Origin of the sequence: Bacillus cereus group sp. BfR-BA-01311 (assembly GCF_022664295.1) — a bacterium.
GTDB classification, from domain to species: Bacteria; Bacillota; Bacilli; order Bacillales; family Bacillaceae_G; genus Bacillus_A; species Bacillus_A cereus.
In genome coordinates this window covers 266,471-284,411 of the sequence record NZ_JAKUHC010000004.1, presented here as the reverse complement: position 1 = coordinate 284,411, position 17,941 = coordinate 266,471, and the positions used below count along the sequence as shown (strand labels likewise).

Here is a 17,941-nt window from a genome sequence, read left to right as displayed (position 1 = left end):
AGGGGTGTGTAAAGGCATGGAATTATTATGGTTTATTCCGGCTTATGGAGATGGTCGATATTTAGGAACGACAAAACGAGGAAGAGCAGCTGAATATGGTTATTATAAGCAAGTTGCTGCGGCAGCTGATTATTTAGGATATACGGGTGTTTTACTTCCAACTGGTCAAGGATGTGAAGACCCTTGGGTGTTAGCTTCAGCTCTTGCTGCTGAAACAGAAAAATTAAAATTTTTAGTAGCAGTGAGACCAGGACTAATGTCCCCTACAGTTGCAGCGAGGATGGCATCTACATTTGATAGAATTTCAGATGGGAGACTGCTTATTAATGTAGTAGCTGGAGGAGATCCAGTTGAACTACAAGGAGATGGATTATATCTTGATCATGATGAAAGGTATGAAGCAGCGGATGAATTTTTAAAAGTTTGGAAATCGACATTGCAAGGTGAAACGATCTCTTTAGAAGGAAAACATATTCAAGTTACAGATAGTAAAGTTGTATTCCCACCAGTTCAAACGCCATATCCTCCTATATATTTCGGAGGATCATCAGCTGCTGGAAAAGAAGTAGCAGCTGAACATAGTAATGTATATTTAACGTGGGGAGAGCCGCCAGAGCAAGTAAAAGAAAAAGTAGAAGAAGTAAGAAAACTTGCAGAAGAGAAGGGGCGTACAGTCCGATTTGGCATTAGATTACACGTAATTGTAAGAGAGACAGAAGAAGAAGCATGGGAAGAGGCCGAACGTTTAATTCAATATGTGGATAATGAAACAATTGAGCTTGCTCAAAAGACATTTGCAAGATATGATTCGGTTGGTCAAAAACGGATGACACATTTAAATAAAGGTACGAGAGAGTCGTTAGAGATAAGCCCTAATTTATGGGCTGGTATCGGACTTGTAAGAGGTGGGGCAGGTACTGCACTTGTAGGCGATCCGCATACAGTAGCAGAAAGGATAAAAGAATATGAATCGTTAGGAATTGATACGTTTGTTTTATCAGGATATCCGCATTTAGAAGAAGCGTATGAAGTGGCAGAATTGTTATTCCCATTATTGAAAGACAAGAAGAAAGAAGAAAATAAAATTGTTGGTGAAATGATTGCTGATGCATATGCATTAAAAAAATAGTGAGAAATAAAGTTTCACTTATTTATTGCTTCATTTTGTTTACTGCCTGTTAATAGGGTATAAAAAATCCGCAAGTTATTCGCTTGCGGGTTTTCATCGTAAATTATTAGAAAATATGGTAAAATCAAAGGGTAACTTAAGGTGCGGTTGGTTGTTCAATTATCACTTCTCCGAGTAGGAGGGGGGTGATAATACGTGAGTGAAATAGCGTTGCTACTGCAGGGTGGACTGTTTCTCGTTGCATTGTTAACGTTCGTCGTCGTTTTAATAGACAAGCTCAAAAAATAACAACCCACCTATGCCTATAGAATGTGGGTTGTTTTGTTTGTAAGAAACAAATAGGATAAATGAACAATCCAATCTGCTAAGTTACGTGGACTAGTGTGTAGCCGCACACTAGTCTTTTTTATTTATATACAATTTATAATTGGTTTATGTGATTGTATTGTTCTTTTCATACTCATTATAACACAGTGTCTTTTCATCAAGAAAGGAGACCGTATGTTCTGGTATCTATTATATAGTAGGTGCTTTTTCTTTGAACAGCCCATCCATATACTGTTTTAAACTTTGGACATAAAATTTCTGTGTATTCACATTATTTACACCGACAATGGGTGATGGAAGGTCAAATCTTTTTTCTGATAAATGAACGACAACATCAAAGATGTCAAACAAGCGAATGAAGCAAAACAGACCGTCTTTATCGCTAAGTAAAATAAAGTAATGATTTTCACTACTTGTATTTAGCGTATTCCATAAAGAACTTTTGCTTAAATCACGTACAATGCTTTTTTCTTTTAGTTCCACGAAATCTGCATTTGAGAGAATGGTAGAAATATCAATTGCATCTTGATCTTCAAAGTAGCCATCAACTGCTTGTACAGCGAATGTATAAGCCATTTTTAATATACTCATTTTATATTTACGGTTATCTAATAGTAATTCACGTTGAATAGAACTCGCTACTTTCGTTACACGTTCCTCTTTCCAAATTTCATTATGTAAGGAAATATCGTGCTTTTTACATAGTTTCATAATTAATGCATTAGAATAAAGAATTTCGTCGCTTACTTCGACAACATCAGTCTCAGCAGCCGCAAGTTCCTCACCGTGCTCATTCGTATAGAGTGGGGAATCAATTTGTCTTTTCATTTGTTCAATCTTAAATTGACTCAATTTATGCCTAATTAAAGGACGATCAATATTTGTTGTCATTTGTTCATGACAAGTATCACAAATTGAGTTTGTGAAATAATATCCACATAATATTTCTGGAATGACATATTGTTCACTAAGTTCTTTCGTATCTTTTCTGCAAATGATGCATTGTGTCATTTTTATCACCTTTACCTGCAAATTTGTATGTAATCTCATTGTAGTGTATTTATTGGTATTTTGGAATATTGTAAAGGAAAATATTATGTGAAATTCATACTTATTTTGGTACAATGAAGAGAAGTGCTAGTTTAAAGGAGGCCATTTTTTTGAAATCAAAAGTGCACTTTTGGACATTAGAAGTGCTAATGGTTGTAGGAATCATATTTATTTGCACAAAAATATCATTTTTATTTCAACCGATTGGTATCTTCATATCAACATTATTTTTCCCAATCTTAATCGCGCTTTTTTTATACTTCATATTTAATCCTGTATTAATCTTTTTGGAGAATAAAAAAGTACCTAGAAATTTAGCGATATTGCTGTTATATCTTTTTATCATAACATTAACTGCGGTTGGCGTTGGAGTAGTTGTTCCTACGATTTCACAACAGCTAATGGACTTAGTAAAAAATATGCCAGGCTACATAAAAGAGGGAAAAGTATACATACAAGAATTATCACATCATAGGTTGTTTGAATGGTTATCTACACAAAACTACGTTTCCATTGAAACAATTGAAAAAAATGCGATTGAATACTTAAAAGATATACCAAATACAATTACGTCGAGTGCAACGGCTTTATTTGGTATTATCACGAACGTTGCATTAGTTGTATTTACTGTACCGTTCATTTTATTTTACATGTTTAAAGATGGACATGCCTTTCCAGGAAAAGCGGTAAGTTTATTACCAGAATCTTACCGTGAAGAGGGGCTTCGTATCATTAAGGAAACGAACGAAACATTATCTGCATATATTCAAGGGCAAGCGCTCGTTTGTATATTTGTAGGTGCGTTTACTTTTATCGGTTATTTAATTATTGATTTACCGTACGCTTTCGTTTTAGGAATTATCGCAGCATTTACAAACATCATTCCTAACTTAGGTCCATTTATCGGGGCAGCACCAGCTGTTATTGTAGGACTGTTCGTATCTCCGATGCAAGCCTTATACGTAATTATTATCGTAACAATTGTACAACAGTTTGAAAGTAATATTATTTCACCACGTATTATGAGCTCGAAATTAAATATTCATCCACTAACAATTATTATTTTAATTTTAGGGGTAGGTAACTTTGCGGGAATTATCGGAATGATTTTAGCAGTACCAGTTTATGCAGTAACAAAAACAGTTGTTTCGAACTTAGTGAGATTGTTTAAGACGAAGAGAAGTAACCGAAAATAGTAAAAACTGAGGAAGATACACCGCTTTTTAAGTGGTGTATCTTTTGTTTATAAATAAATAATTAACATTGGGTTGATTTGATTTTATTATATATTTTTTATACATCAAATTCAGTGATAAACTTGTGTGGTATAAGCTCTATAAAACTATGTGGAATCCCTCTGAACTATCCAAATCATTTCCTTACAGCGTGCTATCAACATCATAATCGACTCCTTTCAATTCCATATAGTTAAACGATTAAAGGTGAGTGTAGTATTTGCTTCTACGATCTCGAATTTCATTAATAACTTGTTTATATTGTCTTTCTTGTTTTAATTCATTTTGAGATATTGTTTCTTTTTGAATGATAATGGTTAAAAAGAAAAGGTGAAACTTCATATGTGAATTCCTCCTTTCGAATTGGAATTACAGATGAATACAGTAATGACTTTGTCTTTCTTTTACAGAATTCATAGCCTGATTAATTTGTCGTTCATGAAGCATTTCAGACTCAGAAAATTTATTTTTTTGAATGGTAATGGTTAAAAAGAATACTTTAAATTTCATAAAATAATTGCCCCTTTATAAATGATTTAGAAAAAACGAGTGTAATAAGAAATTATAGGTGACTACAGTAATGACTTTGTCTTTCTTTTACAGAATCCATAGCCTGATTAATTTGTCGCTCATGAAGCATTTCAGACTCGGAAAATTTATTTTTTTGAATGGTAATGGTTAAAAAGAATACTTTAAATTTCATAAAATAATTACCCCTTTATAAGTGATTTAGAAAAGACGAGTGTAATAAGAAGATTGGCGCTCTTTTACTTCGTCCATAATGCTTTGGATGTGTTGTTCACGTAAAATCTCTTTCTGTGAAAGCTTACGTTTTTGAATGGTGATTGTTAAAAAGAATGCTTTAAATTTCATGAATATATTACCCCTTTAAAATATATTTTTAATACATTTGAGTGTAGTATGAACTTTTAATGTCAGTTATTTTATCAGTCAGTTGTTTTAACTGTTGTTTACGATTGATTTCAGTTTCAGATAAAGTATGTTTTTGAAGCACAGTCGTAAAAAAGAAAATATGAAAAGTCATAAATGAATTCCTCCTTTCAAAAAGGAATTACAGGTGATCACAGTAAAGTGCTTGGCGCTCCTTAACATCATTCATAGCTTTTTCAATTTGCTCATTATGAAGAATTTCATCTTTGGAAATTGTATTTCTTTGAATCGTAATACTTAAAAACAATACGCTAATAGTCATTGAATGTTGCTCCTTTCTTAGAAAAATAATGTAAGAGACTAAAAAATCGCGCAAAAAAACCACAGGAAGATACAGTTCTCCTATGGCTGGGCGTGAAAAAGCCACAGGAAAGTATACGACCTCCTGTGGCGAATTTATGAATTAAATGAAATAAAGTACGATTTTCAATTCTCCATTAGGGTGGTCGAATTCATATTTAATTGTCCAGAAAACACAGGTGCAGTTAACGCTAAAGTTAATGCATGTAATTGTAATTTCATCATTTCCTTCGACCTCCTTTTAGAATTTTTTTCTTACGTTAGTAAGTATATACAATTAATGGATAATTGTAAACATAAAAAATGAAAATTTTTAATTTTGATTAAAATGCGTATATTTAAAAAGGGATTTGAAAGTAAATATTGTAATTAACGAAATATCGATAAAAATGGGGGATGCTAAATGAAATATATGCATCATAACATAATCGTTATGCTAACAATTTTTTTATTCATTGCGGCTTGTTCTAACGGAGAAAGAATAAAAGATATATATGATGTTAGGTCAGATGATTTTAAGAAATATACTGGGACATACGTTGGTAATAATTCAGATGTGGTTGCAATTATTAATCATTTACCCGGTGGTGGAACAGTTCAAAGTATAAGTTTAGAAAATGAAAATATAAAAGTGAACTATGGTGCAAAAGAGAGTGGAGCTCTTACAGAAGAAATGATTGAGACGTATTGGTTTGATGAGAAAGATACGATGAAGAAGAATTTTCTCTTTAATGCTACCTATCTAGTAATTTTAGTACCAAACGCAAAAGCTTATGAGTTTCAAATAGAAAATAAAAACTTTAAGATAACGAGGGAAGAAATGTTATCAATTTTGCATAGGGAATTCGATGATTTTCCAAAAGAAAAAGATATATGGGATAAAAATAAAGTTATAAAGTTCTTTAACGGCAATGAAGAAAAAATTAAAATGCTTGTGGAAGATAAAGATTTTCGGAAATCTTTATTCGCTAAATATCAAGTGAACCAGTTGAAATAATGGAGGGGAGAAGATGGAGTTAGTATACAAAATTTCTTATCATAGAATGCAGGATCATTATTTACCTAAGTTAGTACAGGCAATTAGGCTCGTTAGTGAAGAAGATTTGTGGAAACAAGAGACCTCTGTTAATTCAATTGGTGGAATCGTACTACATATTTGTGAACATTTACAGAGAAATACAAGGCGTTATAAGGATCCAAATATAGTTTTTGAAAATGGAATTGAAGAATATTTTCCAGTGAAACAAATAAGCTCTGAAGCTTTGTTAAAAACTGTTGAAGAAATATTTGATGAGTGGGGCAAAGCATATATACAGGTCTGGGAAGAAAAAAGGCATATTGATCTTCAAAGTCTATTACATTTGGTTGAGCATACAAGCTATCATTTAGGGCAAGTAGTAGATCGTACAAAATGTATTGAGGGACAACAGTTTAATTTTTGTCAAAATGGTATAAATGAAAAGAATTTGAGAACAAGAGTTGAAACTTCGAATTTTTAGAAAGAGAGACATTCTTAATTGAATGACTCTCTTTTTTGTAAAAGAAATTTATGGAAAAAAATAATTCTATGTGATATGGTTAATTACATAAGTAATGAACCTATGAACCTAAGGTGGTGAAAATGTGAAGCCGACTCTAGAACAAAATAAATTAATATACATACAAATTGCAGAAACGATTGAATCTGATATTTTAAAAGACATATTGCTTGAAGAAGAACAAGTTCCATCGACAAATCAATTTGCGAAGATGTTACAAATAAATCCGGCTACCGCAGCTAAAGGGGTGAATGTATTAGTGGATGAGGGGATTTTATATAAAAAGAGAGGGATCGGGATGTTTGTTGCAAAAGGGGCAAAAGAAGTTGTACTAAAAAAAAGACAAAATACTTTTATGACTGAATATTTACCTAAAGTGTGGGAAGAAGCGAAAGTACTAGAAATATCAAAAGATGAATTGATGGATATGATTCAAAAGATTACGAAGGAGGGGAAAGAGGGATGATTGCACTTGAAACGAAAGATGTAACGAAAAAGTATAAAAAGAAAATAGCTGTAAATGAAGTAACGATTTCATTGGAAGAGAATAAAATATATGGTTTGCTTGGAAGGAACGGAGCAGGGAAAACGACTTTATTAAATTTACTAGCAGGACAAATTACTTCAAGTAGTGGAAGTGTATCAATATTTGGTGAAGATGTTTTTGAAAATAGTAAAGCGATGCAAAATATTTGTTTCGTTAGAGTAAAAGAAGAGTCTCATTTAAGTTATAGCGTAAAAGAAATTTTTAAGATATGTAACATGTTTTATAAAAATTGGGATCAGAAGTTTGCTGAAGAACTGGCGGGTAAATTTCAGCTTAATATAACAGAGAAATACCATAAACTATCTCATGGCATGCAAACAGTTGTAGGAATTATTAAAGGGTTAGCAAGCAGAGCGACAATTACTATTTTTGATGAACCAACTACAGGATTAGACGCAGCACATCGTGAGTTATTTTATAGTTTACTACTAGAAGATTACGGGGAGTATCCCAGAACAATTATATTATCAACACATCTGGTAGAAGAAGTAACCCATGTTATTGAAGAAGTAATTATCATAAAAGAAGGTGCACTTGTTGTTCAATCAACAGTGGAAGATTTATTGCAACAAGGTCATATTATTTCAGGGCAAAAAGGTAAAGTGGAGGAGTTCTTGATTAATAAAAAAGTTATAAATAAAGAAATTTATGGGAATAAAGGTATTGCTGTTATATGGGAAGGGCTTTCTAATGAAGATTGTTACTCTCTTGAAAAAGAAGGTTTAGTAATTGATAGAATTACATTACAAAAACTATTTATTCACATGACTGGTGGTGAAGTGGAATGACGATGTTAATGAAACAATTGAGGTTACATATAAATTTTCATTATAAAGCAATTTTAATATTTTGGATTGTAGCTTTATTAATAAAAGGAGCTTTATATGCTGCTCATTTAAATGAAGCGAAAGTTGGTTATTTACCCGAAATTATCAATAATCCTTCAATTGCAATTATGATTTTTATAGTAGGGAGTGTTTTCATTGTTCAAGATGATTTATTTCGTTTAGCAGTTTCATTTGGTATAACGAGAATACAATATTTTATCGGAGCGATTTGCTATATTGTGTTGCAATCCGCATTGTTTTCATTCCTTCAAATACTGTTTTTACAAGATATAAAATATAACTTAGTAAATGTTAACTTTGGAGAGCAATTAATACAACAGTTTATTTTACAATTTTTATTTTATGTTACGATAGCATGTTTCTTTCAAGTAGTAGTAATTTTTAAGCAAAGATTTCAATGGATTGGTCTCATGATTGGTGGGTCGCTTTTCCTTTCAACAAATAGTGTGCTGTATGGAGAAGTAGGGATAAAAGGATTGTTATTTACAAATGATGTATCTTTAATAGATATCCCTTATTTTATTGTTATTTCAATTGGATTAACAATTCTTTATATCATAACTAGTAGTATATTTATTCGTAAAGTATCATTTGAACGAACAGTTTAAAATAGTGATAGATTATTCTTTTAGGGAGAAGGAAAATATATGGGAGACACGTCCTCACTAATAACCGTCTTTTTATGCATTGCACTACTGATATTTTGGCGTCGTTATCGCTCCATGCATAAGCCAATAAAGGGATCGGGAAAACGTATTTTATGGCCATTACTATTTTTAACACCAGGTATTGTATGGTTTTTAGGTCCCGTACATCCAGCTATATTACAAGTAATTATAGCGGTATTCATTGGTGTACTTTTTGCTGTACCGCTTATAGTATTAACAAATTATGAACGAAGAGATGATGGGAATATTTATACGAAAAAAAGTGCAGCTTTTTTAATTACTTTTATTGCACTTGTCGTTTTGAGATACGGTTCAAGAAAATATATTGTTGACTTAGATCAGCAAACAATAGGTTTATTATTTTATGTTGTTGCAGTATCGTATATTTTTCCTTGGAGAATTGCCTGTTATATAAAGTTTAGAAAAGTTTGGCGGGAAAATAATAATCATGCTATATGAAAACTTCTCATTTGAGAAGTTTTTTTATTTTTACAGGTAAGCAAAACAAGTTGTTGAAGGGCAGGCTGTCATAGAATATGATACATATTATAATAAGGAAAAGTTGAGGGGATAAAAATGCGTACAATTTTACTTTTTCTAAACAACATGTTCATTAGCGAAATCGAGGACATTAGGCAAAAACATGATCCTTTATTTGGATTAATTTCACCGCATATTACAATTGTATTCCCATTTGAAAGTTCGATTTCAAATGATGAGCTGAAATTACATATTATAAATGTATCAAAACCGATACAGAATATAGAAATTGAATTTACGAATCAAATTACAAGTGAAAGAGAATATTTGTTTTTACGAGTTGAAAAGGGGAAAGAACAAATAGAGGAACTACATAATATTCTATATACAGGACCTTTATTACAATTTTTGAAAGAAGACATTCCGTACATCCCGCATGTAACAGTCGGAAGAAAAGAAAGTGCCGAATTAGCTGCTGAAGTAGTGAAGGAGATTCCTAGTTTTCATGGGAAGTTAAATTGTGTGATTGATAGAATAAGCGTGGAGCGAATTGGAGAGAACGGGGAATCAATTATTGAATTTGAAGTGCCATTTCTAAAAAGCTGACAAAAGTCAGCTTTTTATTTCGTAGCATGAAGTAATGCACCAATTGCACCGCTATTACCACCATCTTGTAAAAAGATTGGTGTTTTATTTTGATATTCGGTGTAGCTACTAATAATATGTTGAAGTTGTACGTTATTACATAAAGTCGAACCAATATAAATAATATGTTCAATGTTTTTTGTTTCAGCGAATTGAAGGCTTAATGCAGTAACGACTTCACCAACAAGTCCTTGTACAGTAGCTAGTATATCGGAGCTACTATTATTTGATTCTGTAATGGCTGCTTTTCCGAAGTTACTAGCAGTTAAGTTATTATCGATAGGGGAAAGAATAACACCATAAATATCTCCAACCGTAATATCTAGCTCTTTTCTAGATCCTACTTTTGTTAGAGGTATTATATCTTCAAAATGATCTATATTTGTTAACAATTTTGAGAGTCCCATAATAGTCCCACCGCCAACTCCGGTTCCACCAGCGCGAATATATTGTTCATTATAAACGTAATGGATAGAAGTACCTGTACCGATATTGGTTAAAATAAAATTGTTTATAGTATGTTTTTCTTCTTTTAATATGTATTGGACACCTGCAAGAGTAGCTTCAAATTCGTTTAGCTCTATTATTTTATATGAACCTGTAAGCAGATGCTGTAATAGTTTCGATTTACCACCCGTAATACATATTTGTTTTATGCCATTGTTGTTTTTAATCCAATCTATTATTTTATGTTGTTCATGCGAATAAAATTTTTCAAAAGTTAATAGCTTTTTTTTGTTAAAATAAGCTATTTTCGTTAATGTGCCTCCAGCATCGATACCGATAGTACGTTCCATTTTCCTGCTCCTAACTACGTAATATGTTTTCCTATTTACTCAATCGGTTGAGAATAGATATTTCCAACTGATATAAGGAACACTTTAATCTGCTTGATATATTAATAGTTTTTCTATAGTTACAATAGGCTGGTCGTTTACAGTTGCAATACCTTTACCAAGAACAAAACCTCGGCGATTGCGCGTTAGCTCATAATGTAAATCAAGTTTATCACCGGGATATGCTTTTCCGTGGAATTCAACTCCATCTAAAGAGGAGAGGAATCCTAGTCCTTCAGAATCACTTGTATGTACAAATGCACTAAGCTGAGCAAGTGCTTCTACAATTAACATATGAGGCATATGTTTGTGACTATCATTTATAAACCATTCGTTATTTGTAATGAGTTTATATCCTGTAACGAATTCATCTTGTTTTACATTTGTTACTTTATCAATCATTAAAAATGGATAACGATGGGGAAGTGTGTCTTTAATATGCATATGAAAGTACCTCCAATTAATAATACCCCTGCTAAAGTTAAGCAGGGGAGCCGGAATTAATTTTTAACTAATTCATTTACTTTTTCAAGGACGAAAATGCCGCTATTTCTAATGTTTTCAACAACTTGTTGCAACACTTCTTTATCTTGAACGAGTGCAATACGTACGAAGCCTTCTCCGTGAGGTCCAAATGCATGACCAGGTGTAACAACGACATTCGCACGATCCATTAATGCATAAGCGAAGTCTAGAGAAGTCCATCCTTGTGGAATTTCTGCCCAGACAAACATACTACCAGCTGGCTTATCGACATTCCAGCCAAATGTTCGGAATCCATCGATTAGTGTATCTCTACGTTCTTGATAAATTTCACGGTTTTTCTCACAAAACGTAGCACCGTTTCTTAGTGCAGCAGATGCCGCTTTTTGAATTGGTAAAAATACACCGTAATCGGTATTAGATTTAAATTGAGTAAGTGCACGAACAATTTCTTCGTTTCCAATCATATATCCAATACGGCTACCTGCTAAACTATAACTTTTTGACAAAGAATTGATTTCTACACCAACTTCTTTAGCACCAGGTACAGAGAGGAAGCTAATTGGCTTATTACCATCGAAATAAAATTCAGCATAAGCAAAATCATGGACAACGATAATATTATGCTTTTTCGCGAATGCGATTACTTCTTTAAAGAAATCTTCATGAGCCATTGCTGGAACGGGATTCCCTGGGAAGTTTAAAATCATCATCTTCGCTTGATCGGCAATTTCTTCAGGGATGACTTCTAAGTCTGGTAAGAAACCATTCTCTTTCTTTAAAGGCATGTAGTAAGATGTTGCACCAGCCATTTGAATACCTGTTTCATAAGCTGTATATCCTGGATCAGGAACTAATATAATATCACCTGGATTTGCATAAACCATAGGTAAATGAACGAGCCCGTCTTGTGAACCCATTAATAATAAAACTTCTTTATCCGCATTTAATAAAACGTTATGAGTGTTGTTGTAATATTCAGTTACAGCTTCGTGAAATTCTTGAATACCTGATAATGTATACCCGTAGCTCTCTTTCTCACTCGCTGTATGTACCATTGTTTCTCTTACAAAATCAGCGGGCGGCATATCAGGATTTCCGATGCTCAAATCAATCATGTTATGACCTGCTGCAATTTTTTCTTTTTTATAGGCTCCTAATTCACTAAATATAGAAGATTGGAATGCTTTCATTCTAGTTGCTAACGTGTAAGTCATCAAAACCCCTCCTAAAACAGTGCTTTCATTCTGCATTTTTAATTATTCTGAAAACACATGTTTATATTTTATCATTTTTTTATGAAAATTAAAACGATTGATAAATTTAGAGGAAGGATTAGCCTATTTTGAAAAAGTATCGATGTAAATAGCGTAGACGTGTTAATTGAAATGTCTATTATAGGATTCATTTTATATAACTTAAGGTATTCTCTAGTTTTTATTAAGTATATTTCTCATGTTTTGAATGAAAAAGAATACGAAAACAAGGGCTATTTTTGTGGCCGATTTCTAAGGTGAAATAACGCAGAAAATATTTTCTGCGTCTCCTATGAAATGTAATCATTTCTTTTTATATGTGCATAATTTTTCGGCTGTCAAAAAGTATACATTTAGTGTACCGTCGGCAACTTTTAAAGTTTGGTCCGATGTAAATGAATTGCCATAATCAATGTGATATACATTAGAATTTTTGACAAATGAGCCTTTATATAAATCGTCTTTATTCTTTGTTGTTTGCATTTCTACTAAATTTTGCACAATTTCCTCTTTATTTTCTTTTTTGACAACTGTTTCAAATTTATAATATACAGGGCATTCACCATTTTTATTGTCAACGACTTCCCAAGAACCGTATATATCGTTATTGCTGCATCCACTAAGTAGGATGATTAGTATAGGAATTGTAAGTAGAACCTTTTTCATTTTGTGCTCCTTTCTTTTAAATTTGAATAAACGTGCGAATACGATAGGGATATTATAATAAATAAAGTTTAAATTTTTTTAAAGAATTATTTAATTTCATATAAAAATTTAGGAGAAATTAAATAAGCATGAATCTAGTGTAAAGTCAGATTCATGCTAGTACCATAGCCTATGTTATGTCTTTTTTGAGCATAAATAAAGAGGAAAGCAGAATCACTATTCCATTTAATATATATACGCTTGCGATCATAAAGGCTAACGTACCTGCGCCAAATCCTGCTTTATCGAATATAGAAGCAAATGTTGCGATAGTCAAAAAGATAATGGGAGTCAGTAGTAAAAATATGAAACCTGCCACGATTCTTTTTTTAAAACTATGTCCAGATAAGGAAATGGCTAAAAAGTTTAGGATGCTAAACAGAGCAATTGCAAAGAGCAGGACAATAAATACTTCGATGCCACCAGACATTTTACCACTCCTTTTATAAAGAGTACTTTTTATAATCTATTCGAAATTAAAGGAGGATACTCCTTTAGGTAATTTCAATAAACGTAATAAATAGGCGTATTATAAAACAAAGAAGTATGGATTCAATATTAGATCCATACTTCTTTGTTTATTTTATAAATTCGCAGATTGCGAATGCTGTTTTTCATAATGTTTCTGCTTAGAGAGGGAAATAGAAATAATCAATAATGAAACGGCTCCGAAGATGAGAACCATATATTGTAACCCAATTGTATCTAAGAAGAAGCCTGTGCCAAGTAAGACGATTTGGAACATAACCCTCTCAAACATATTACGGAATGAGAAGAGGCGACCGTGATAACTTTTTTCCACTTTCGTTTGGAAAATCGTCGACATAATAGGGAAGAAGCAGCCAACACTAAACCCAAATAACCCAAATGATGTAAGAGCCATCCATTTTATATCGCTAAAGAACAATGACAGATGTGCAAAAGCAGTACAAACTGCGAAGAAATATAGTAATTTTTCAGGTTTGAAATGATCAGATAGACGTTTAATTACGAAGGCACCTATCATAAATGCGACACCTTCAATTGTATATATGAACCCTTTAATCGTAGGATCATGTTGCATTTCGCTAATGTTAATAACCATTAAATTAAACCCAGCTATAAATAATAGAGGGATGATACTTAATATAAGTGCTGTAAAAGCAATAGGAATTCCTTTTAAAATACGAAATACTTCCATAAAGCTATTATCTTTTGCAGCTTGTTTACTTGGTGTTGTTGATTTCTTGTCTTCGAATTGTAGGAAGAAAGTCGAGAGGAATAATAAGGCGTATGCTGCCATTGAGAAGGCATACATGTACTGTAAACTCATCACAACTAAAAGAATTCCACCTAGTGAAGTACCTGCAATACGAGCAATTGTACCAACATTCATATGTACACCGTTCATTTGTAATAACTCATGCTCACGTACGATGAGTGGAATTACAGATTGTAATGCAGGGAAATAAAATGCTGCTGAAATTTGAAGAGCAACCATAAATGCGATCATAAATGCGATACTTTCAAATTGAATAGCGAAAAACATAAAAATAACACTTAAAACTCGACCAAACCCAGCGTAAAGAAGAACTTTTTTCTTTTCATACTGATCGATGACACGGCCAGCCATAGGTCCAACTAGAACACCGGCTAATAGTCCGATAAATAATATAACTGATTTCATGAAATCAGAAGGGACATATTTTTGCATAAATTCAAGGTTGCCAAGAATACCAAGCCATAATCCTAGACCTGCAATAAACTCCCCAATTAAAACAATCCAAACGTTTTTATTACGCCACATAACATAAAACCTCTCCGTCTTTTAAAATGAAAAACGCGTATATAAAACCTCCTTATTTATGTAGTGTTTTTATACGAACTTTTTTAGAGTCAGAGTCTATATTACGTGTTTCATAAGTGGATTTCAATCTTTTTGATTTGTCAAAAATTTGATGTGTTAAGTGCTGAAATAAGTGAATCCAAACGTAAAAATTTTATGATTAAAGCTAATAGAAAGTAAGAATATATATAAAAGCAAGAACGTATAACTACGCCTCGCTTTTCTCAAGTACAAAATTAAATATTAGATTCACTTAGCAACATTTTTGCTCTTTTCCAATAGCTAAAGCGCTAAAAGATAGAGGACCAACAACTTCTGCACTAGCACCACTAGTAAGGTTTTCTACAGTTAATGAATATTCGTGTGTTCCACTGCTAACGTTTTGATCTATAGCTTGAAATGTTTGTACGTAAAATTGTTCAGAATCTGTAGATTCAATACCTACTTGTGCATTAAAAATTTCAATATTATCACGGAAAATTCGGAATAAAACTTGTGAAGTCCCAGTTATTCCTTCTACACCAATTGTAGCGATTAATTCTACTCGATTATTACGTGAATCTCTACTTGAAATTCTCAATTTCAAATTTGCTAGAATTGCTTTATTTGGAGAAGAGGGGATTGCAAAAGTTGTTTCACCAGTTTTACTAATAGGTTGAGTAGCTTGGTAATCAATGATATGAGTCATATTCTTCACTATTTTCATATACTAGAATATGAAAATAGTGAAGAATTAGCTTGGACAAATACTAGATTATTTAATAGAGTCAACAACAATTATTGAAAAGAAGAAATTCACATAAAAGCATTAAGAATATATCACAATAAGATGATATTTTTCTTAATGCTTTTTGTAATTAAGCAGAGTATTCTTCTTTACGTACTTCAAAAAATTCATTACGTCGTAAGTAATTATAAATTTTCTCTGAAACCTCTTCTTCTTCAGACACCAAGAAACGATGATCAAAAGCGTAGAAAGATTGACCTTTAATTAATTTTACGTAATACATATTAAACGCCTCCTGACACTAGATTATTACTTGCTTCATATTTATGATGGCCTATATGTCTGCTAAAAATACTTGGAGTTTCAAAGGGAGTAAGCAGAGGGATGAAAGAGCTTACAATTCTGTAAGGTTTATGTCACCTTTTTCGATAGTTTACATTCGCTAATTTCTTCTATACTACAAATAAGTTACATAAAATAAGGGGGTAAAAAGATGGATGAAGTAATTGGAGAAGTTGTAGCAGGTATTTGTGAATTTGTAGTAGAAGTAACAGCGGATGCTATAGGAAATTTAGTTTCCGGAAATGATGAGGAAAAAGAAACATTATAATAATTTGTAAAAGAATAAAGTTGATCGAATTATAAAGGCTGACTTCTAAAGGGGATTCAGCTTTTTTATTTTTTACATTATATTAACTTAATTTGAATATTCATTTGTTATCATATTTAAGAAGCTTATATAAGGAGGTGAATAAACAAATATGTCGAATTCAGGGCCTGATTTATCTGTTTCTCGTTTGATTGTGGTAAATATAGAGGAAAAAGAATATCATTTTATTGTTCGTGAACATCCGATTGTAGGGAAATTTATATCGCTATTTGAAAATGGAAAAGAATATGGTTTAATAGATAAACAAATCGCTAATAAAGATAAATTTATTACATCGGAGCTTACTAAGTTAGATTATTTTAATATAGATGTTTTATATCTTACACCTGGGTGGATATGGATTGGTATGGATCAATTTGGTTTACATGCTCGTGAGGCTACTTATAACGAAGTAGATGTTATTATGAAGTTGAAAGAGGATTTATATTATATAGATATATACGAAGAAATAAAAATGTAGTAAATATTTAGTCAGGTTAGGGGGAAAGTTCCCGTAGCCTTTTTTGTTTAATGTAATAACGTATAATCATATTATTTTGATTATAAGGGAACGTGATGAGAAGTGAGATGAAAAGAGGATTTGAAAATACATGAAGAGAATTGTAATAATTATATGAGTCGTATATGTAAATAACAATAGAAAGAAGATGATAATATGAGTAAAGAAGAGCTTGTGAAAAAACAGTTTGGCAGTAATGCAGATAAATATGTAAATAGTAAAATACATGCTAAAGGACTGGATTTACAATATGTAGTTCAACAAGTTGAGTCTCGTCATAATAATCGTCTTCTTGATGTTGCTACTGGTGGCGGACATGTGGCAAATATGTTAGCACCCATGTTTGAAGAAGTAGTTGCACTTGATTTAACAGAACAGATGTTAGAAAAAGCAAAAGTTTTTATAAAGCAGAATGGGCATGAAAATGTATCTTTTGTAGCAGGAAACGCAGAGGATTTACCATTTGCAGACCATTTTTTTGATACAATCACATGCCGGATTGCAGCCCATCATTTTACGAATCCGGCTCAATTTATTTATGAAGTAAATCGTACATTGAAGGATAATGGATTATTCATCTTAATAGATAACGTTTCGCCAGAAAATAATGAATATGATACATTTTATAATTTTATAGAAAAAAAGCGAGACCCAAGTCATGAACGAGCTCTAAAAAAGACAGAATGGCTTACTTTATTAGAAAAAAACGGTTTGCAAATGCAGTCATGTCTTACTTTTGATAAGAAGTTTGATTTTGACTGGTGGTGTAATATGATGGATGTCCCTTTACAAAAGCGTGAAAAATTAACAGAATGTATGATGAAAGCACCAAACGAAATGAAGGGATATTTTAATATTCAATTTAAAAATAATAAAGTAGAATCGTTCTATACTGAAATGGCTATGTTTATATGTAAAAAAAGTACAACGTTAAAAAGATAAATGTGTTGCAGTCTTTCTGAAGTACGATATACTTAGTACAGAGAAACTGAGAATTGAGGAATAGTTATAATGATTCGTGTACGCATTGAAGGTTCTGAGGAAGAAATGCTTGAATTTATGGGGAAAATGCCAGACATTCCTGGATTTGAAAAGACACATATGAGAGAGCCGAGAAAAGGAAATAACCCGAAATACGATTCAAGTAAAAATGTACTTGCATATTTGTCTTATAAAAAGATTGAAGTCGCCAATAAATAGGCGACTTTTTTAGTTTGCGCTG

At 32.2% G+C, this 17,941-nt stretch carries 28 protein-coding genes; 13 read left to right on the top strand and 15 right to left on the bottom strand.

Annotated features, from left to right (window positions below):
• The first annotated feature begins 16 nt into the window (after positions 1-16).
• Both ssuD and MR136_RS12115 read left to right on the top strand, forming a co-directional pair.
• Positions 17-1,129 (top strand): FMNH2-dependent alkanesulfonate monooxygenase, encoded by a 1,113-nt coding sequence (gene ssuD / locus MR136_RS12120; protein WP_000422246.1) that lies wholly within the window; start codon positions 17-19, stop codon positions 1,127-1,129.
• 195 nt (positions 1,130-1,324) lie between these two features.
• Positions 1,325-1,417: a putative holin-like toxin gene (locus MR136_RS12115; RefSeq protein ID WP_001289320.1), complete on the top strand. Its 93-nt coding sequence runs from the start codon at positions 1,325-1,327 to the stop codon at positions 1,415-1,417.
• Positions 1,418-1,645: 228 nt separating this feature from the next.
• Here the strand turns inward: MR136_RS12115 and MR136_RS12110 are convergent, their stop codons facing one another.
• Positions 1,646-2,467, bottom strand: a complete 822-nt coding sequence (locus tag MR136_RS12110; protein WP_000189709.1) for an HNH endonuclease — start codon at positions 2,465-2,467, stop codon at positions 1,646-1,648.
• 149 nt (positions 2,468-2,616) lie between these two features.
• On the opposite strand from MR136_RS12110, the gene MR136_RS12105 reads away from it, so the two are divergent.
• Complete coding sequence (locus tag MR136_RS12105; RefSeq protein ID WP_000837892.1) at positions 2,617-3,702, top strand: AI-2E family transporter; 1,086 nt, start codon at positions 2,617-2,619, stop codon at positions 3,700-3,702.
• Positions 3,703-3,942: 240 nt separating this feature from the next.
• Here the strand turns inward: MR136_RS12105 and MR136_RS12100 are convergent, their stop codons facing one another.
• From MR136_RS12100 to MR136_RS12075, 6 genes are read right to left on the bottom strand one after another with little or no spacing between them, the layout of a single operon-like run.
• Entirely contained in the window at positions 3,943-4,083 is a 141-nt protein-coding gene (locus tag MR136_RS12100; RefSeq protein WP_000668485.1) for a YrzI family small protein, read from the bottom strand.
• A 27-nt stretch (positions 4,084-4,110) separates the two neighbouring features.
• Positions 4,111-4,251, bottom strand: coding sequence for a YrzI family small protein (locus MR136_RS12095; RefSeq protein WP_242259433.1), 141 nt, complete (start codon positions 4,249-4,251; stop codon positions 4,111-4,113).
• Positions 4,252-4,303: 52 nt separating this feature from the next.
• Positions 4,304-4,444 (bottom strand): YrzI family small protein, encoded by a 141-nt coding sequence (locus MR136_RS12090; protein WP_000669805.1) that lies wholly within the window; start codon positions 4,442-4,444, stop codon positions 4,304-4,306.
• A gap of 26 nt (positions 4,445-4,470) precedes the next feature.
• A complete protein-coding gene (locus tag MR136_RS12085; protein ID WP_000668965.1) occupies positions 4,471-4,614 on the bottom strand; it encodes a YrzI family small protein in 144 nt (47 codons plus the stop codon).
• A gap of 28 nt (positions 4,615-4,642) precedes the next feature.
• The gene (locus MR136_RS12080; RefSeq protein ID WP_000142712.1) at positions 4,643-4,786 is read right to left on the bottom strand and encodes a YrzI family small protein; all 144 of its coding nucleotides are present in this window, start codon (positions 4,784-4,786) and stop codon (positions 4,643-4,645) included.
• 27 nt (positions 4,787-4,813) lie between these two features.
• Entirely contained in the window at positions 4,814-4,954 is a 141-nt protein-coding gene (locus tag MR136_RS12075; RefSeq protein WP_000156193.1) for a YrzI family small protein, read from the bottom strand.
• 441 nt (positions 4,955-5,395) lie between these two features.
• Here MR136_RS12075 and MR136_RS12070 point away from each other — a divergent pair, with 441 nt between their 5' ends.
• The 7 genes from MR136_RS12070 (at position 5,396) to MR136_RS12040 (ending at position 9,679) form a co-directional block, all read left to right on the top strand.
• Positions 5,396-5,989, top strand: coding sequence for a DUF4825 domain-containing protein (locus tag MR136_RS12070; protein ID WP_119683558.1), 594 nt, complete (start codon positions 5,396-5,398; stop codon positions 5,987-5,989).
• A 13-nt stretch (positions 5,990-6,002) separates the two neighbouring features.
• On the top strand, positions 6,003-6,491 hold the full coding sequence (locus MR136_RS12065; protein ID WP_000424643.1) for a DinB family protein: 489 nt from the start codon (positions 6,003-6,005) through the stop codon (positions 6,489-6,491).
• Between the two features lie 124 nt (positions 6,492-6,615).
• A complete protein-coding gene (locus tag MR136_RS12060) occupies positions 6,616-6,996 on the top strand; it encodes a GntR family transcriptional regulator (protein ID WP_000805185.1) in 381 nt (126 codons plus the stop codon).
• Positions 6,993-7,865 (top strand): ABC transporter ATP-binding protein, encoded by an 873-nt coding sequence (locus MR136_RS12055; RefSeq protein WP_000560923.1) that lies wholly within the window; start codon positions 6,993-6,995, stop codon positions 7,863-7,865. Before MR136_RS12060 ends, MR136_RS12055 begins: the two co-directional genes overlap by 4 nt.
• Positions 7,862-8,533 carry a DUF4052 domain-containing protein gene (locus tag MR136_RS12050; protein ID WP_000178200.1) on the top strand — a complete coding sequence of 224 codons (672 nt, stop codon included), beginning with the start codon at positions 7,862-7,864 and terminating at the stop codon, positions 8,531-8,533. The genes MR136_RS12055 and MR136_RS12050 overlap by 4 nt, the downstream gene beginning before the upstream one ends.
• A 39-nt stretch (positions 8,534-8,572) precedes the next feature.
• A complete protein-coding gene (locus tag MR136_RS12045) occupies positions 8,573-9,052 on the top strand; it encodes a CcdC family protein (RefSeq protein ID WP_000502965.1) in 480 nt (159 codons plus the stop codon).
• A gap of 117 nt (positions 9,053-9,169) precedes the next feature.
• A complete protein-coding gene (locus MR136_RS12040) occupies positions 9,170-9,679 on the top strand; it encodes a 2'-5' RNA ligase family protein (protein ID WP_001259199.1) in 510 nt (169 codons plus the stop codon).
• A gap of 14 nt (positions 9,680-9,693) precedes the next feature.
• On the opposite strand, the gene coaW is transcribed toward MR136_RS12040, so the two are convergent.
• From coaW to MR136_RS12000, 8 genes are all read right to left on the bottom strand, one after another.
• The gene (gene coaW / locus MR136_RS12035; protein WP_242259432.1) at positions 9,694-10,515 is read right to left on the bottom strand and encodes a type II pantothenate kinase; all 822 of its coding nucleotides are present in this window, start codon (positions 10,513-10,515) and stop codon (positions 9,694-9,696) included.
• Positions 10,516-10,599: 84 nt separating this feature from the next.
• On the bottom strand, positions 10,600-10,998 hold the full coding sequence (locus MR136_RS12030) for a 3-hydroxyacyl-ACP dehydratase FabZ family protein (RefSeq protein ID WP_000547649.1): 399 nt from the start codon (positions 10,996-10,998) through the stop codon (positions 10,600-10,602).
• 56 nt (positions 10,999-11,054) lie between these two features.
• Complete coding sequence (locus MR136_RS12025) at positions 11,055-12,254, bottom strand: LL-diaminopimelate aminotransferase (RefSeq protein ID WP_000222705.1); 1,200 nt, start codon at positions 12,252-12,254, stop codon at positions 11,055-11,057.
• Between the two features lie 342 nt (positions 12,255-12,596).
• On the bottom strand, positions 12,597-12,959 hold the full coding sequence (locus MR136_RS12020) for a hypothetical protein (protein WP_000757022.1): 363 nt from the start codon (positions 12,957-12,959) through the stop codon (positions 12,597-12,599).
• A gap of 169 nt (positions 12,960-13,128) precedes the next feature.
• Positions 13,129-13,428 (bottom strand): hypothetical protein, encoded by a 300-nt coding sequence (locus MR136_RS12015; protein ID WP_135277801.1) that lies wholly within the window; start codon positions 13,426-13,428, stop codon positions 13,129-13,131.
• Between the two features lie 153 nt (positions 13,429-13,581).
• Positions 13,582-14,784 (bottom strand): MFS transporter, encoded by a 1,203-nt coding sequence (locus tag MR136_RS12010; protein ID WP_242259431.1) that lies wholly within the window; start codon positions 14,782-14,784, stop codon positions 13,582-13,584.
• Positions 14,785-15,076: 292 nt separating this feature from the next.
• A complete protein-coding gene (gene exsC, locus MR136_RS12005; RefSeq protein ID WP_135277803.1) occupies positions 15,077-15,511 on the bottom strand; it encodes an exosporium protein ExsC in 435 nt (144 codons plus the stop codon).
• A 169-nt stretch (positions 15,512-15,680) separates the two neighbouring features.
• Positions 15,681-15,833, bottom strand: a complete 153-nt coding sequence (locus MR136_RS12000; RefSeq protein WP_000291905.1) for a YqbF domain-containing protein — start codon at positions 15,831-15,833, stop codon at positions 15,681-15,683.
• A gap of 478 nt (positions 15,834-16,311) precedes the next feature.
• Here MR136_RS12000 and MR136_RS11995 point away from each other — a divergent pair, with 478 nt between their 5' ends.
• The 3 genes from MR136_RS11995 (at position 16,312) to MR136_RS11985 (ending at position 17,919) form a co-directional block, all read left to right on the top strand.
• The gene (locus tag MR136_RS11995; protein WP_000071478.1) at positions 16,312-16,680 is read left to right on the top strand and encodes a hypothetical protein; all 369 of its coding nucleotides are present in this window, start codon (positions 16,312-16,314) and stop codon (positions 16,678-16,680) included.
• Positions 16,681-16,875: 195 nt separating this feature from the next.
• Positions 16,876-17,661 carry a class I SAM-dependent methyltransferase gene (locus tag MR136_RS11990; RefSeq protein ID WP_075677168.1) on the top strand — a complete coding sequence of 262 codons (786 nt, stop codon included), beginning with the start codon at positions 16,876-16,878 and terminating at the stop codon, positions 17,659-17,661.
• 69 nt (positions 17,662-17,730) lie between these two features.
• A complete protein-coding gene (locus MR136_RS11985) occupies positions 17,731-17,919 on the top strand; it encodes a DUF3970 family protein (RefSeq protein WP_000621873.1) in 189 nt (62 codons plus the stop codon).
• Positions 17,920-17,941: the final 22 nt, after the last annotated feature.